Source organism: Actinophytocola sp., from assembly GCF_049647105.1.
In the GTDB taxonomy this organism is placed as follows: domain Bacteria; phylum Actinomycetota; class Actinomycetes; order Mycobacteriales; family Pseudonocardiaceae; genus Actinophytocola.
Map to the genome: position 1 here is coordinate 1 of NZ_JBARWZ010000237.1, position 14,140 is coordinate 14,140.

Annotated in this window: 12 protein-coding genes; 3 read left to right on the top strand and 9 right to left on the bottom strand. The window is 69.6% G+C overall.

What is annotated here, in order from left to right:
• From WBA97_RS28340 to WBA97_RS28360, 5 genes are all read right to left on the bottom strand, one after another.
• A partial coding sequence (locus WBA97_RS28340; protein WP_424233999.1) for a PPE domain-containing protein occupies positions 1–1,575 on the bottom strand: 1,575 nt, incomplete at its 3' end.
• Between the two features lie 2 nt (positions 1,576–1,577).
• Positions 1,578–2,042 (bottom strand): hypothetical protein, encoded by a 465-nt coding sequence (locus tag WBA97_RS28345; protein WP_424234000.1) that lies wholly within the window; start codon positions 2,040–2,042, stop codon positions 1,578–1,580.
• A gap of 10 nt (positions 2,043–2,052) precedes the next feature.
• The gene (locus WBA97_RS28350) at positions 2,053–2,883 is read right to left on the bottom strand and encodes an ESX secretion-associated protein EspG (RefSeq protein WP_424234001.1); all 831 of its coding nucleotides are present in this window, start codon (positions 2,881–2,883) and stop codon (positions 2,053–2,055) included.
• A 125-nt stretch (positions 2,884–3,008) separates the two neighbouring features.
• Entirely contained in the window at positions 3,009–4,352 is a 1,344-nt protein-coding gene (locus WBA97_RS28355; RefSeq protein ID WP_424234002.1) for a BTAD domain-containing putative transcriptional regulator, read from the bottom strand.
• Entirely contained in the window at positions 4,349–5,818 is a 1,470-nt protein-coding gene (locus WBA97_RS28360) for a BTAD domain-containing putative transcriptional regulator (RefSeq protein ID WP_424234003.1), read from the bottom strand. Before WBA97_RS28360 ends, WBA97_RS28355 begins: the two co-directional genes overlap by 4 nt.
• 579 nt (positions 5,819–6,397) lie before the next feature.
• Here WBA97_RS28360 and WBA97_RS28365 point away from each other — a divergent pair.
• Entirely contained in the window at positions 6,398–7,651 is a 1,254-nt protein-coding gene (locus tag WBA97_RS28365; protein ID WP_424234004.1) for a Fic family protein, read from the top strand.
• Between the two features lie 126 nt (positions 7,652–7,777).
• Here WBA97_RS28365 and WBA97_RS28370 read toward each other — a convergent pair whose 3' ends face one another.
• Positions 7,778–8,950, bottom strand: coding sequence for a tetratricopeptide repeat protein (locus tag WBA97_RS28370; protein ID WP_424234005.1), 1,173 nt, complete (start codon positions 8,948–8,950; stop codon positions 7,778–7,780).
• A gap of 205 nt (positions 8,951–9,155) precedes the next feature.
• On the opposite strand from WBA97_RS28370, the gene WBA97_RS28375 reads away from it, so the two are divergent.
• Complete coding sequence (locus tag WBA97_RS28375) at positions 9,156–9,299, top strand: hypothetical protein (RefSeq protein ID WP_424234006.1); 144 nt, start codon at positions 9,156–9,158, stop codon at positions 9,297–9,299.
• A 48-nt stretch (positions 9,300–9,347) separates the two neighbouring features.
• Entirely contained in the window at positions 9,348–10,958 is a 1,611-nt protein-coding gene (locus WBA97_RS28380; RefSeq protein ID WP_424234007.1) for a hypothetical protein, read from the top strand.
• A gap of 80 nt (positions 10,959–11,038) precedes the next feature.
• Here the strand turns inward: WBA97_RS28380 and WBA97_RS28385 are convergent, their stop codons facing one another.
• From WBA97_RS28385 to WBA97_RS28395, 3 genes are read right to left on the bottom strand one after another with little or no spacing between them, the layout of a single operon-like run.
• Positions 11,039–11,842 carry an ESX secretion-associated protein EspG gene (locus WBA97_RS28385; protein WP_424234008.1) on the bottom strand — a complete coding sequence of 268 codons (804 nt, stop codon included), beginning with the start codon at positions 11,840–11,842 and terminating at the stop codon, positions 11,039–11,041.
• Between the two features lie 8 nt (positions 11,843–11,850).
• Positions 11,851–13,134 (bottom strand): hypothetical protein, encoded by a 1,284-nt coding sequence (locus WBA97_RS28390; RefSeq protein ID WP_424234009.1) that lies wholly within the window; start codon positions 13,132–13,134, stop codon positions 11,851–11,853.
• On the bottom strand, positions 13,131–13,574 hold the full coding sequence (locus tag WBA97_RS28395; protein WP_424234010.1) for a hypothetical protein: 444 nt from the start codon (positions 13,572–13,574) through the stop codon (positions 13,131–13,133). Before WBA97_RS28395 ends, WBA97_RS28390 begins: the two co-directional genes overlap by 4 nt.
• Positions 13,575–14,140 lie beyond the last annotated feature (566 nt).

Here is a 14,140-nt window from a genome sequence, read left to right on the forward strand (position 1 = left end):
GGCACCGCTCGCCGCGCCACCGCCGACGCCACCGCCGACGCCACCAATCGGGCCGAAGCCGCGCCCGCCCGGCGCACCGCCACCCGGCCCGCCGCCGGGAATTGAGCCCGGTCCGCCGAACCGGCTCACTCCCGGCCCGCCGCCACCCGGCGCCCCGCCGGTGATCGGGGGGACACCGCCGGGGAGCTGGCCCGGCGGGCGCTGTGTCGTCGGCCGGTGCCGAGGCGGGGAGGCGATCCTGGTGGTCGGTTCCGCCTCCTGGCCGAACGGGCCGGACGGCACGGTCGGCCTGGTGAACGTCGACGGCGTGGTGGTGGTGTTGCCCGGCAGGTTGCCGCCGCTCGGGGAGGTCGGCGTGTGGAGGACGTCAGGTGCGTTGGGTGGCGTGAACGACGCCGGTGTCATGAAGCCGGGTGGTGCGTTGACGCCGCTCGGTGTCGTGAACGCGGCGGGGGCGAAGCCAGGGGTCTGGGGGATCGAGGGCGCCGGGGGGAATGACGGCGTGCCCTGACCGCCGGGGCCGGGAAGGGTGGCGGCGGGCAGGGAACTGGGGAGCGTCCCGTCACCGGCCAGTGTGGTCCCCTCGGGCATGTTCCTGGCCACCAGCGCGGTCTCGTCGAGCGTGGTGGCGACGGCCTGCGCGCTGTCGCGGCGGACCAAACCCGGCTCGGTCGTCGTGCCCATGAGCGGGGCCGACGCCCGCGTCGCCCTGAGCAGGCTCGGTGGCGCGGTGAACCTGGGGGTGGTGGCCGCGCCGCCGATGGTCTCGTCGAATCGCCGCATCACCGCGGCGGCCTGGCCCCGTGCCGCCTGCTGCTGGTTGAACGTGTCCAGCTCGGTCTGGAACCGCATGGCGTACTGGGCCGGGTCGGTGATCGTCGCGAGCCGGGCGTTGGCCTCCGGCGCGGAGAACGGCACCGGCGGGTTGTCGGCCATCACGCGTTGCGTCTCGCCGAGCGCCTGCGAGTGGATCTCCTGCTGGCGCCCGGTGAGCACGGCGCCCTCCGCGGTGCTGCCGAGCCAGGTCGCCACCTGGGCCAAGTGCCTGCGCGCCGCGTCGCCCGAGGTGCCCGCCCAGTCGCCGAGGCTGCTGTTGATCGCCGTGCCGAACGACTCCTGGTGGTCGGAAAGGTCGTTGCCGAGCCGCACCCATTCCTCGCTGGTCACCGCGACCACCGAGGAGTCGGCGTTGGAGCTGATGACCTCGACCATCTGCTCGTGGGAGGCGTTCTCCCACATCGTCTTCGGCGGCTCGCCAGGTGCGCGCAGCTCGACGTTCCCGGTGAGCCGCTGCCGAGCGTCCTCCAACTTGGCCTGGTAGACGGCCTGGGTGAACGTGTTCTTCACCGGGCCGAACAACAGGTCGAGGAAGCCGCCGCGCGGGCCGGTCACCTCCTCGATCGCGGCGATCGCCTCGGCGCGGAGCTCGTCGCCGGACTTGTGGTCGCCTGCGATCGGGCCGACGAAGAACGTGGACGAGGAGTCCGCGGTGACGTCGTAGTACGGGCTGGCCGGGTCGTAGCCGGGACGGCCAGGATCGGAGACCGCCAGAACGTGGTCCATTGTCTTGGCCATCGTCACACCTCTCCTGGGTCGATTTCGCGGCGGATCCCGTGAAGCCGCCCTCGGACCCCGGTCTCGGTCTCCCGGTAGGTGCGCTTCGCGAGCTGGATCGCTGCCACGTAGACGGGGATCTCCCTGCGGGCCGTCCGCAGCTGGGTGAGCAGTCCTTCTGCGTCCGATGCGGTGTCGACCATGTGCCTGCCCACCCAGCGCGCGGCGGGGGACTCGCTCATCGGCGGGTCGTGCTGGAGCTTCTCCAGGTCCGCCCAGCGGGTCTCGAGGGTCTCGAGCGCCGCCTCCAGCGCGTGGATCATGCGGTTCCCGGTGGTGTCGTCGACCGAGAAGCCGCCGCTGGTGGCCATCGCCTTCAGCTGCGTGCCGGACAGCCGCGCCACCATGTGTGGTTCCGCGGGCACGGCCGAGGACAGCCGCATCGGCGCGACGGCCCCGAGTGGCTCGGACTCTTCTGTGTTGGGCAACGGAATGTCCTTAGTAGACGCTGGAGATGACGTGCCGGATGGTGGTGGCGAGCTCGGTGGCACCCGAGGGCCGGAAGGTGGCCACCGTGGCGCCGTTCGCCGCCGTGGTGGTCTCGACCAGGTACCGGCCCTGGCCGGTGTCCACCCAGCCCACCGGTGGCGCGGACCGGAGTTCGCCGGTGCGCCGTCGCCCGGTGGCGGCGAGGAACCCGCTGCCGAGCCGCTCGCCGGACATCATCTCGGCGAGCCGTTCGGTGTCGTTCTTCGGTTGTGGGCGGCGCTTCGGCTCCGCCGCGATCTGCCCGACGACGTCGACGTTGCGGAAGGCGTCGGTCTCCTCGGCCTCGGCCCGGCGCAGCTGTGCCATCGCGGACATGGCGGGGGCGGGGCGGTGCTCGACGGTGAACGTGCGTTCCGGGGTGGCCCGCGTGCCCGGCAGGAAGCCCGCGATCGTGGACACCAGGTCCTCGTCGGCGAACAGCGAGAAACACAGCGTGTCCGACTTCGGCGCCTGGGTGACCGCGAGCGCCTGAGCGCCGTCGGACATCGCCACCATGGCGAGGTCCTCCTGCTTGGCGTTCCACCCGGTCACCGACACCGAGACCTGGTGTGCGTTGAACAGCTCCATCGCGGTCCGAACCGACGGGTGCAGCTGGTCGGCCGACGACAGCCCGCGCTCTGCCAGCTCGTCGCGCACCAGGATGGCGAGCTTGGTGTACCGGACCGGGTCGACGGTGGTGTTGCGGATCCGCAGTGGGAACCGGCGTACGTCGGCGTTCAGCGCCCTGCCCACCACGGCCGCCTCGACGCTGCCCAGCGTGAACTCGAACCGGTCAGCCATCGTGCTGATGTCACCCCCGTCTTGCCTGGCTTTGCCCCGTGAATGCTGCCAACGCGCGTGGGTCCCGGTGTGCGTGGCGGCGGACTCTTGCCCGAAAGTCCGTCAAACCTTGCCCGGATCCACCCTCAGCGGACCGGGCCGAGCCGGATGGCCTCGCCGTCGCGGGCCAGCACGCCGTCGCGCAGCATCGCGAACGTGCCGCGGCGTCCGGCCGGCACGCACGTGGCGGCCAGCAGCAACGGCAGCAGCCTGGTCGCCGCGGTCAGCTGATGCCACAGGACGAGGCCGTCGTCGTCGGCGAGATGCAGGTCCTCGACCACCAGCGCCAGCGGCGCGGTGGCGCACAGGGCCTCGACCCGTGCGAGCAGACCGTTCCTCGTGGCCTCGGCCGGGTCCGCGCCGAGCGCGCCGCCGACCACCCGGAGGAACGGGCGCCGCCGGTCGGCGACGGCCCAGGCGACGTGGTGGCCCGGTTCGCCCCCGCCGGTGAGCGCAGCGGTGAGCAGCGCGGACTTCCCCGTCCCCGGCTCGCCCTCGATCAGCACCGCGCGCCCCCGCCCGGCCAGCGCCGCGTCGAGGTGTCCGCGCAGCCGTTCGACATCCCGCTCGTCCGGCGCCCGCGACCCGGCAGGCGCGGCGGCAGCCGGGAACACCAAGAGCAGCCCGCCCTCCCGCGCGTGCTCACGTGGCACGGGCGCGGCGTGGGCGGGGGTGTCGGCCAGCAACCGTTCGTGCAGCCGCTGGATCGCGGGGCCGGGCTCGGCGCCGAGTTCACGGCGGAAGTAGGCACGCAGCCGCCCGACGACGTCGAGCGCCTCCGCGTGCCGCCCGCTGCGGTGCAGCGCGGTGATCAGCAGCGCCCACGCCTGCTCGCGCAGCGGCCGCTCGCCGACCATCTCCACGAGCTCGACGACGAGCTCCGCGTGCTCGCCGAGTTCGAGGCGGGAACGGACCCGCTGCTCGACGGCGGTCTGCCGCCGCTCGGCCAGCCGGGCGCGGTGCCGCTCGGCGAACGGGCCGGGAACCCCGGTGTAGGCCGCACCCCGCCAGAGCGCGAGCGCGGCGTCGAGCTGCTCGACCGCGCCGCGGTGGTCGCCGTCCCGCGCCAGTGCCTCCGCCCGTGACTGGAGCGTCTGAAAGGCATGCAGGTCAAGGTGATCCGCGCGCAGGCGCAGCCGGTAGCCGTCCGTTTCCGACACCAGCACCGTGCCGGGTGACCACCGAGGCCGGTCCGGTTCCAGCGCGCGGCGCAGCCCGGAGACATAGGTGTGCACGCTGCCCTCCGCGCTCGCGGGCGGCGAGGTGCCCCAGACGCCTTCGATCAGTTCCCGGCGCGGGACCAGCCGCCCGGCCTGGCTCACCAGCACGGAGAAAACCGCTCGCTGCCGCGCGGGCCCGAGCGCGACCTGGTCGGCACCGAGCCAGGCACGCGGATCGCCGAGCAGCTCGACCCGGAGCTCACCGGTCACCGGCCGGCCGATGGCGGCGGCCCCAGTGTGACGGTCGCGGCGCGGGTCCCGGCGAGTGCCGCCCGCACGCGTGCCAGCCCGGGCCGCTGCGGTGCGGGTCGGGACGCGATCACCAGCAGCAGTGGCAGGTCGGCGGTCTCCGGCAGCAGACACCGCAGGACGAGCAGGCTCATCGGGTCGGCCCACTGGAGCTGGTCGAGGACCAGGATCAGCGGCCCATCCGCACACAGCCCCCGCACCAGCGAGACCACACCGTCGATCGCGCGCTCGACCCTGGCCTCCGCACCCGGGGCGAACCGGTCGAGGTCCAGCACACGCAGCATGGCGGCCAGCCCGGCCCTGCGCGGGTCCGGCGACAGGGCCGTGACGTCGAGCGCGTCCAGGAGGATGTAGAGGGGAACGAGCTGCCCCAGTTCGTCGGCCACGCTCCAGGCGAGCCGGCAGCCCGGGGTGTCGGTGAGGCCCTCGGCGAGCAGCGCGGACTTGCCGGTCCCGTGCGCCCCGTCGACCCAGACCACCCCGCCGGTGCCCGCCGCGACGTCGGACACCGCCGACCGGAGGACGGCCACCTGCGTCGCCCGCCCGGTAAAACCGGGTCTGCGCCCCGGCCTGGGCCGGGCGAGCAGGGGGATCGGCCGCGCGGGGCCCCTCGGTTCGTCGCGGGTCCACCGCAGCGCCGGGTCGTCGCGGAGGATCTCGTCGTGCATGCCGCTCGGGCAGGGGCCCGGCTCGGTGCCGAGGCGCTCGACCGTCGCCGCGCGCAGCCGGTGGAAGACGTCGATCGCGTCCTGCCGTCGCCCGTCCAGGTACAGCGCGTGCATCAGCAGCGAGTGCGGCACCTCCCGCAGCGGATGCGCCTGGCACAACCGGTCCAGCTCGTCGATGACGACGTGGTGCGCGCCGATGTCGAGCATCAGCCGCGCCCGCCGCTCGATCGTGCTGAGCCGCAGGTCGGTGAGCCGGAACCGCTGCCTGCTCGCGTGCGGGCCGGTGACCCCGTCGAGCGCCTTGCCCTGCCAGAGTTCCAGTGCCGAGTCGAGCGCGGTGAGCTCGCCCGCCACGTCCCGCGCCGCGCGGCGTTCCCCGGCCAGCTCGCACAGGTCCCCGAAGCGTTCGACATCGAGCTGGCTGCCGCCGAGCCGCAGCTGGTAGCCGGTGCCCGAGGACACGAGCACCTGACCCGTCGACCGCCGTGACCACTGCGGCTCCAACCGCTTGCGCAGTGCGGAGATGTGCGTGTGGATGCCGCCGTACGCGCTCGCAGGCGCGGCTTCGCCCCAGATCGCGTCCACCAGTTCGCCCTTGGTGACCAGCTGGTTCGCCCGCATGGCGAGCACCGCAAGCACGGCCTTGCGCTGGTGGGAACCAAGCTCGAGTTCGCCGTCGTTTCCCCAGGCCCGTACCGGCCCGAGCAGAGAGATCCGCAATGGCTCGGTCCGGTGCTGCGTCAGGGCATTACTGCGCATGGTTTTGGTTGGATTTTCCCGTTGGAGTGTCTGTGATTCGCTGTGAACACATGTGATCATATGAGGTCGCTCGTAGGCCTCGTACTCACCCCCGGTACTCGGCTTCCGACAGGCCGCCGCGGGTTGGCACGCCCTCGAGCGTGAGACGCCGGTGGGCCGTGCGCCTCGATGTGACGCCCCGTGCGCGCTCAAGGCTTGTAGGACACGAGTGCGCCCAGGAACGATTGGACTGGGAGCCAAACGGTTCGTTCGCGGTGAACGGAAAGCGTCAACCTGGGCCTGTTGGTGTCCATTTTCCGGATCACTCGATGTGATGAACACGTTCGGCCGAACGTGTCGACTATTGTCGATGTTCCGTCTATCGGGGCCCCTCGATCCGGCTACGGGGATCCATCTTCCTTGCGGAGCTCGCACGCTGCGTGATGTTCCGCCGCGCGGGAACTCCTGCCCTGACCTGGGATTACTGTGGTGAAGGTAACTCGAATGGCCTATCGCTCCACTCTTCTGTTCGCTGCTTGCGGCTGCACGTGCATTTGATCTTGAACGGCAGGGAATGAAGAGTTGTGGGGAGGTGGAGGTGTGCTCCAGTCTCTGCCCGTGAACACCCATCGACCCGGAGTTTCCGGGCATTGGCTTCCCGTCGGGAAAAGCGAAAAGCTGCCGTCTCACATTCTTGCCGAGGGCGCGTTTCGCCCGGCGCCGTTGCGTGAGGACATCCGGCTTGAACGTCGGACCTACCGCGCGGCCGCGGAAGCACAGCACGCACTTGGCCGGTTGGACGAGGCAGCGGCGAGGTTGCCGAACCGGCACGCGCTGGTCCGGGTGACTCAGCTGCGCGAGGCTGGTGCATCGCTGGATCTCGACGATCTGTTCGTCGCGCTGCCGGAGATCATGGCGATGGATCTGCCCGATGCGGACCTGGAGACAGGGATAGATCCCCGCGTCCTGCGGCTTCGCCGAGCTGATGATGACGCCGCGGACCAGGTTCGGCACGGCGCGCATCTTGGCACGACACTGCTGAGCCGGACCGCGCGTTTCCTCGCGAACGTCCCGCTGCTCGAGTCGGACGATGACGCCGACCTCATCGACGAGATCCCCTGGCGGACCGGACCAGCCTGGCTCGGAGGGCCACGAGAACAGGACGCGTTTCTACTGTCCACGCCCTCGGGCCCCGAACTACACGCCGGTGTCGCCGAGTGCGTCACCTGGCTGGACGCCGACTCCGACCTTCCCCTGGTGGTGCAGTTGTCACTGGGGCACTACCAGCTTGCGGTGCTTCAGCCAGTTGCCCACACCGGCCATCTCTCCCGGCTGTTGATCCCGCTGGGATGCATCCGCGGCGGGGCTCTGCGGGACCAGACGTTGGCGCCCTCATTGTGGTTCTCTCGCGCCAACGAGGAGTACCGGCGGCAGATCCGTGCCGTGGTCGATCGAGGTGACTTCGATTCCTGGGTGACCTTCTGCGCCGAGGGCATCCGCGAACTCTGCGAAAGCCAGATCGAGCTCGTCTACCGGCTGGAAGAGATTCGGGACGAACAGCTGAACACGCTCAACCAGCGCAACGACGGACTCGCCCGGTTGGTCGACGCGCTCATCGGCAACCCGGTGTTCAACACCGAGCTCGCGGTGAAGCTCAGTGGCTTGAGCGTTCGCCAGGTGCACACGCTCGTCAAGCGGCTGGAACAGGCCCACCTCGTGCGGAAGCTGGACCGCAACCGGTTGACCAGGAAGAAGAACCAACAAGTCGTTCGCGAAGTACCGGACGTGGTCACTGCGATCGGCATGTTCGACCGCCTGCCGTACCGGCGCGACCGCACAGTGTTCGACAAGTAGGCACACGCCACCGGGTCGACACCGATTGACCCGCTACACGAGGAAAGTAGTCCGATGTCCCCGTTCAAACGTCCCCATCGTTGCCACCGACTCGCCTGCCGTCGGTGTAGAACTCGTCCCAACGCTTCACAGAAGCAGGCCGTCGGGCCGCTGCAGACCGCTGTCGCCCTCATCCAGCTTCTCGGCGCTCTGCTGAACTTCCTCCGCGGGTAGTGGCTCGGTCACTGACCGGGCGGCCGCGGCGGCGGCGAGTGATGCGCGCGCCCGCGCGGCTGTCTCGTCGTCGAGGTCGATCAGCTCCGCGAGCGCTCGGCTGTAGCACGACATCGCCACCGCGGGTGCGGCCTGCTGGTCCCAGCCGCGTCCGATCTTCATCAAGGTCTTCGCATGCCGCTTCCGGGCTTGCGGAGGCAGGTCGTCGCCGACTGGCAGAGCCTCGTTCGCCCGGTCCAGATAGTGCCTGGCTTCCACCATCCGGTCAGCCTGCATCATCGTCGTGGCCAACTCGGTCAGCGCGCCGGCGAGACCGAGCTGGTCTTCCAGGTCCTCACGAAGCCTGACAAGCTCGTGAAAAACCGTGAGGGCCCGGCCGAACGACCCGCTCGTGCGGCGTAACACGCCGATCATTTCGAGAAACACCGCAGACCGCTCGCGATCCCCGATTTGGTCGGTGAGCACGAAGGCACGTCGCCACTGCCGATCGGCGATGAAGGTGTCTCCCGCACGCGCGAAGGCAACACCGCTTCCATGGAGGAGATCAACCAGCCAGGAAGGCTCGCGGGCCTCGATCGCGACAGTCTCGCCGGCGTCGGCGAGCGCATGCCACCACCGCTGGACGACCGTCGGTGCCAACTTCTGCCAGGTCGTGTCGGCGAGCGTGGCGGCCAGCGCGACCTGCCGGTGCCGTCCCGCAGCACGCACTGTCGCGACAATGGCGTCCCCATGGTGCCGGTCGACCGGCACGGGCTGTTCATCCTGAACGGCCAGAAGCTCGAGCACGTGTTCGGCGAATCGGTTGATGTGGTCGAGCGCGTGGGAGGGATCGATGCGTTGCCCCAGGTGAGAGAGCCACCGACCTGGTCCGGCGGGTACCTGCCATTCGTCGGTGCCGGTGGCGACGAGCCAGCCGTCCTTGACCAAGTCGTTCAGGTCCGCGCCGACCACTCGGTGGTCACCGCCACAGACAGCAGGGAGATCCGTTCCCGAGATTGAGCGCAGTTCAAGGACAGCGAGCCCACGCAGAATGGCTCGATTGGTCGAGGGAAGGTTCTTGTACGACTGCGCCCACGGCTCAGCCACGCGACACCCCTTTCGCCTCGTCGAACCGCCCGCCCAGCTCAGCGTGGCCGTACCAGTGCTACGACACCCGATGTCGGATCACTGGACCCCGCGGCGGTGACGCCGGTCGCATGGCGTCACTCGGTCACCAGCATGGTGCACATCCGGCTTCACCCGAAGCGGAACCACCCGGCCGGAGGAACGTCTGTCTCACACCATCACGTGAATGGGTGGCTTCGTGGTCGCTGTCACGGTGCGCAAGGTTGCCGTGCCGGAAGTGGACCCGGTGCTGGCCGACGAGTATCGGGCCTGGGGCAGGGGACCGGCGGCAGCGGTACGACGTCGCGGTGGGGAACTGGGGCAGCGGTAGGTGCGTCACAAGGTGACGACCTCACACCACACTCTTCGAAGGATGACCATGTCGAGGGCAACGTTGAACCATCCCGACCCGGACAAGTACTACTACGACGTCAAGGGTGCACTCGACGACTTCGAGAGCGCGCTGAAGGATCGGATGTGGGACGACTACGAGCGTGGCTATGCGACGTGGACTCCCGAAGGCTACAAGGAGTTGCCGGAAGGCGCGCAGATCGACGACTACAACCGCGCGCGGAATTCGTTCAAAGACAGCACCGCGGGGTGGGCCAAGGACGTTCGGGAAGATGTCGATGGGCGTATCGCGGAATACCACACGCAGAACCTGACCAACATCGACCTCGCGCGCGATGGTTTACTGACGGCAACGCGGTTGCTCGGCGGTTCGACGGGCGCTCCCGGTGACCGTGGCGAGCTGCCGACACTGGTCGACGACATCAACAGTCGTTGCGGACTGGCCGCGGAATACATGGCGTGGAGTGGCACCTCCGCGGAGAACGTCAAGAACCACTTCGGGGTGTATGTCCAGGACACGATGGACAACCAGGGGAACATCGCGGGTCGCCTGGTCAACCTCTACACCGGCCGATCCAATATCGTCGAATACGTGCGGAACAACGTCCTGCACTACCTCCAGACCGCCATCGCCGCCCTCAAGGAGGAGGAAGCGGCCTCGACGAACGCGGACACCGTGCTGGGGGTGAACGTTGGCGTCATGGTGGTTGGCTTCGCCGCCGGGCCCATCGGGGTCGCTGCCGACATCGCGCTCATGGCCGGGGAGTACCTGGAGGCCGAGGACCCGACGACAGTCCCGGCGAACGAGATCGAGGACGTCGTCGTGTCGCTCCAGAACCAGCTCGACCTGCTCAAGGAGACCGCGCAGTCCCGCGAGGAAACGTGGACAGGGAAGGTCCAGGCTGTCCAGGGTGAGATCGCAGGCATCAAGAACAACGCGTACCTCGAGTTGTACGACTTCACCGGAAAGGGCACGCCGGGCGACACGTCCGGAGCGCCGTCCGGTGGTTTCGACGTGGACCCGGCTTCAGTCGAGGAGCTTGCGGGATGGTGTTTCGAGGCGGCCGCCCAGTACGAAAGGGTCATCACCCGCGCCATTGAGACTGACGTGGCCGACAACGACCTCATGGGCATGAACTACGTCGTCACGACCGGCGACATCGAAACGAAAGACATTCGCGACGCCCTCCTCGGGTTCCTGCAGACCACCTGCGCGCGCTACCACGAGGCCGGTATCCGCATGGCGGAAACCGCCAAGACCTACTGGGGTGTCGAGTTCGACAACGAGTCGGTCCTGGCGGGGCTGAAGGAACACGTTGACCTCAACGGCCTCAAACGTGGCGGAAACGGCGAGTCGGCCGGCAACGCGCTCCGGCCCACCAACCGCGACGACATCGAGGACATCGGCGAGGAAGGTCCGTTCAACACGGATCCCAACATCCCGAACGAGCCGTACGAGGGCCCGCAAGACGACGGGTGCCGGCCCGGTGACGCCTACCAGGGGCAGCCCCAGTACGACGACGATCCGGTAACTCCCACGCCGGCGCCGACGGGCCCCAACGACCGTGACGGTGACGGCGTCCCGGACACGATCGACATCGACGGAGGCGACGGGACCGGCCAGTCGCGCGGCTGGTAAGCCCGGTCAGCCGCATCCCGCCCACGCGCCGGGATGCGGCTGACCGTTGTCCATGCCGGGACTGGCCAGTCCCGCGCGGGTCAGAAAGTGAAGGGTCCTTCGCTCTGTGAGCCGATCACCTGGTTGAACACGTCGGCGACGAGTGTGGCCATCCGCGCGCTGGTCGCCGGCGTGATGGTGGCCCACTCGGCGTCCTGGCGAAGGCTGTAGCGGCCGCTGGCGGTGTCCACCCAGGTCAGACGCAGCGGTGCCCGTTGCCACCGCCCGGCGCCGACACGTCGCATGACCGACAGTGTGCCGCCGCCGTGCCGATCACCGACCGCATTCATGATCGTCGGGATGGTGCTGGGATGCACGCCGGATCGCCGCAGCACATCCCCGAAACCCCACGTCCCCTTGTCCGCGCCTGCGTCGCACGCCCGCGTGAAGTCGTCCATCGTGACGTTCGCCGAAGGGCCTTCACCGGCCCGCTCCTGCGGCAGTAGGCCGGCCATCGTCTCGACGAGGCCCGCGACCTCCTGTCTCCGCAGCTGGAGCGCGGTGTCCGACCGCATTGCCATGACGGCCCGCGCACCGTGCACGGCACCAGCGATGCTCGTCGTGACGTCGGCGGTGCGCGTGGTGAACTCGAACCGGATCTCGGCGTGCGCCAGTGTGTGCAGGAGGTCGCGCACATCGTCGACCGGCTCGTCGATGGTGCCAAGTCCCCGTTCGGTCAACGCCTCGCTCGCCGCGGCCGCGTATTCCCGCCTGGCTGTCCGCGAACGGCCGACAGGCTCGATCTCGAGCAGCGTCGGCATCTCGCCCGGCTCGTGATGCGCCATCCACAACAGGAAGAACTCGCCGACATGCAGCGCGAACTCCTCGACCGGTCCCTGCCTCATGCGGTTTACTACGCCCCCCGTCTCACCCAGTTGCCGGGCAGCCTGGCGAGGCTGATCGGCCGTAGCGGCTCATCCACCGGCGAGCGCGACATCTCGTCGTACTCGGCGTCGCCCGTGACCGCGATCTCCGGCGCGGGGTCTTCGTCCGGTTCGAAAATGGAGGCGTCGCCGCCCACCAGTGCGCGGGCCCGGCGTTTGTCGTTGCCGACCCCACGTGGGGCACGTGGCGAGACCATGCCGACCGGACCGCCCCGCCTGTCGGTGCCGCCCACCGCCGCGGGGCCGCCGAGCGGAACCGCTCCGAGTCCGACCTGGCCACGTACGCGGCCACCGTCCAGACCGCCGCTGCCGGGGCTGCCGCCGGTCATGCCGCCGACGGGAATCCCTGACGCCGGCCTTTCCAGCCCGCTGCCCGGCGAGCGGGCGCCGGGCGCCGCTGTTTCCGGCCCTCCGCCGGCAGTGCCGACGCCGCTCGACCCCGGGTGACCAGCCGCGGCCGTCGCACCGAACGGGTGCTCGTCGGCGGTGCGCACATCCGGGCTGACGTTGCCGCCATGACCGATGCCTTGCCGCCCGGACACCGCTGGTTTGGTGAACCGGGGGACCGTGCCGAAGATCTCGACGGCGTTGGCCTGCATCCGCGTCATGATCTCAGCGGCCCGCCGATGCTTGTGTTGACGTCGTTCCCGCGCCTCGCCCTCGTCCTCGACCAGGAACCGTGCGGCGTCGAAGTCGATCTGGCCGGCCGACGACGGCGCTGGCCCGCCGCCGTTGACAGTGGGCTTCTGGCCCACCGGGCCGGCGTCAGAGCCACCGTCGTCAGGGTCGTCCCGGCGCCAGTTCGGCAGCCAGCCAAGCTCGCGGTCACCGTCGGGTTCCGGCATCTCCCGGCTGGCCCACTCGGCGTTGCTCGCGTGGCGGTCGAGGTAGTCCGCCACGCCGCGCGCGGCGCGGCCGGTCTCGTCGGCCCAGGTGGACAGCTGCTCGCCGGTCTGCCGTGCGACCTCCGCCGCGCCCCCCTCCCACGCAACGCGCATGAGCTTGTTCAACCGGATCAGCTTGTCGGCGATCGCGTCCAGTTTCCGTCCGACCCGCGACCATTCGCCGGACAGTTCGCGCGCGGTCTCCACGTGCAACCTCGTGGTGGCCATCAGATGCAGGTCGCGATGGGAGAACGTCATCCAGTCGATCGGGTCGAGCAGGTCGTCCCCCTGCGGGTTGCGCTCACGGGGCGGGTAGGGCGTCGGCGGCCACTCCCGGACCCGGTGGTCGCCGGATCGTTCCCTGGTCATCGTGACCGGCCGAGGTCGTCCCGGTCCTTTTCGCGGTGCAACGCGTGCAGCGCCTCGGCGGCGTGGTCGTCGGCGGCGGTGATCCCGCGGACGGCGGCACCGACCGACGTTTCGTACTCGTGCATGATCTGCTGGAAGTCCTCGAAGACCTTGTTCGCCCCGCCGAGCCCGTCGCCTGCGACGGCGGCCAGACGTGCCCGCCGGTCCAGCACGCCGGCCACGAAGTTGTTCCCCAGCTTCGGCACCCGGTCCAGACTGACCGACTCGCTGACGAGTTCCTCGACATCCTGGCTGATCTCGGCCAGCAGCCGGAGCACGTCGGGCGCGACGTCCCGGTCGAGGGCGACGTCGCCGTCCGCCACGGCACGGGACATCCTGTCGACACTCTGACGCGGCACCGCCAGCGACCCGGCCTTGCGGTGCTCCAGCGATTCGGGCACGTTACCTCCTCGAGACGCAGGTCTGACGGCGCTCCGCACGGTTGGGTTCCCATCGCCGGTCCGGGGCTACTCTTCCGCGCCAACCGCGAAGGTTGGGTCTCGAAGCCTGCGGATCGTCTCGATGGGGTGCGCAGTCCGACCCATCCCGCGTTGTCGCGTGCCGGTGCCACTGTCTGGCGGGTGGTGCTCGTCGACGGCCGGGAGGTCCGGGAGGCCGTGGTCAAGGTGAGGCCGCCGCCAGTATGGGCGCTGGGCACTCTCCGCGAACAGTTCGCCTTCCTGTGGCCGGGTGGGTCGTTACTCGAAGAACTTCAGGCTCCAGCCGGTGTCCACGTTGGGGCCTGGGACGTCGGCTCGGCTGTAGGCGATGTTGCCCCACCACAGGAACGATCCGGTGTACCAGTGCCGGTTCTCCCAGGTGTACGGCGTGCCCTTGGCCCAATGCCACGTAGCGTAAGTTGATCTTGGTGTTGTGGTGGGGTTTTCCGGGGTGTGCGGCGTGGCTGGGTGATCTGGTCTGGTGGCCCTGTTTTGATCACGTGCTATGAGTGGGGTTGTGGCGGATC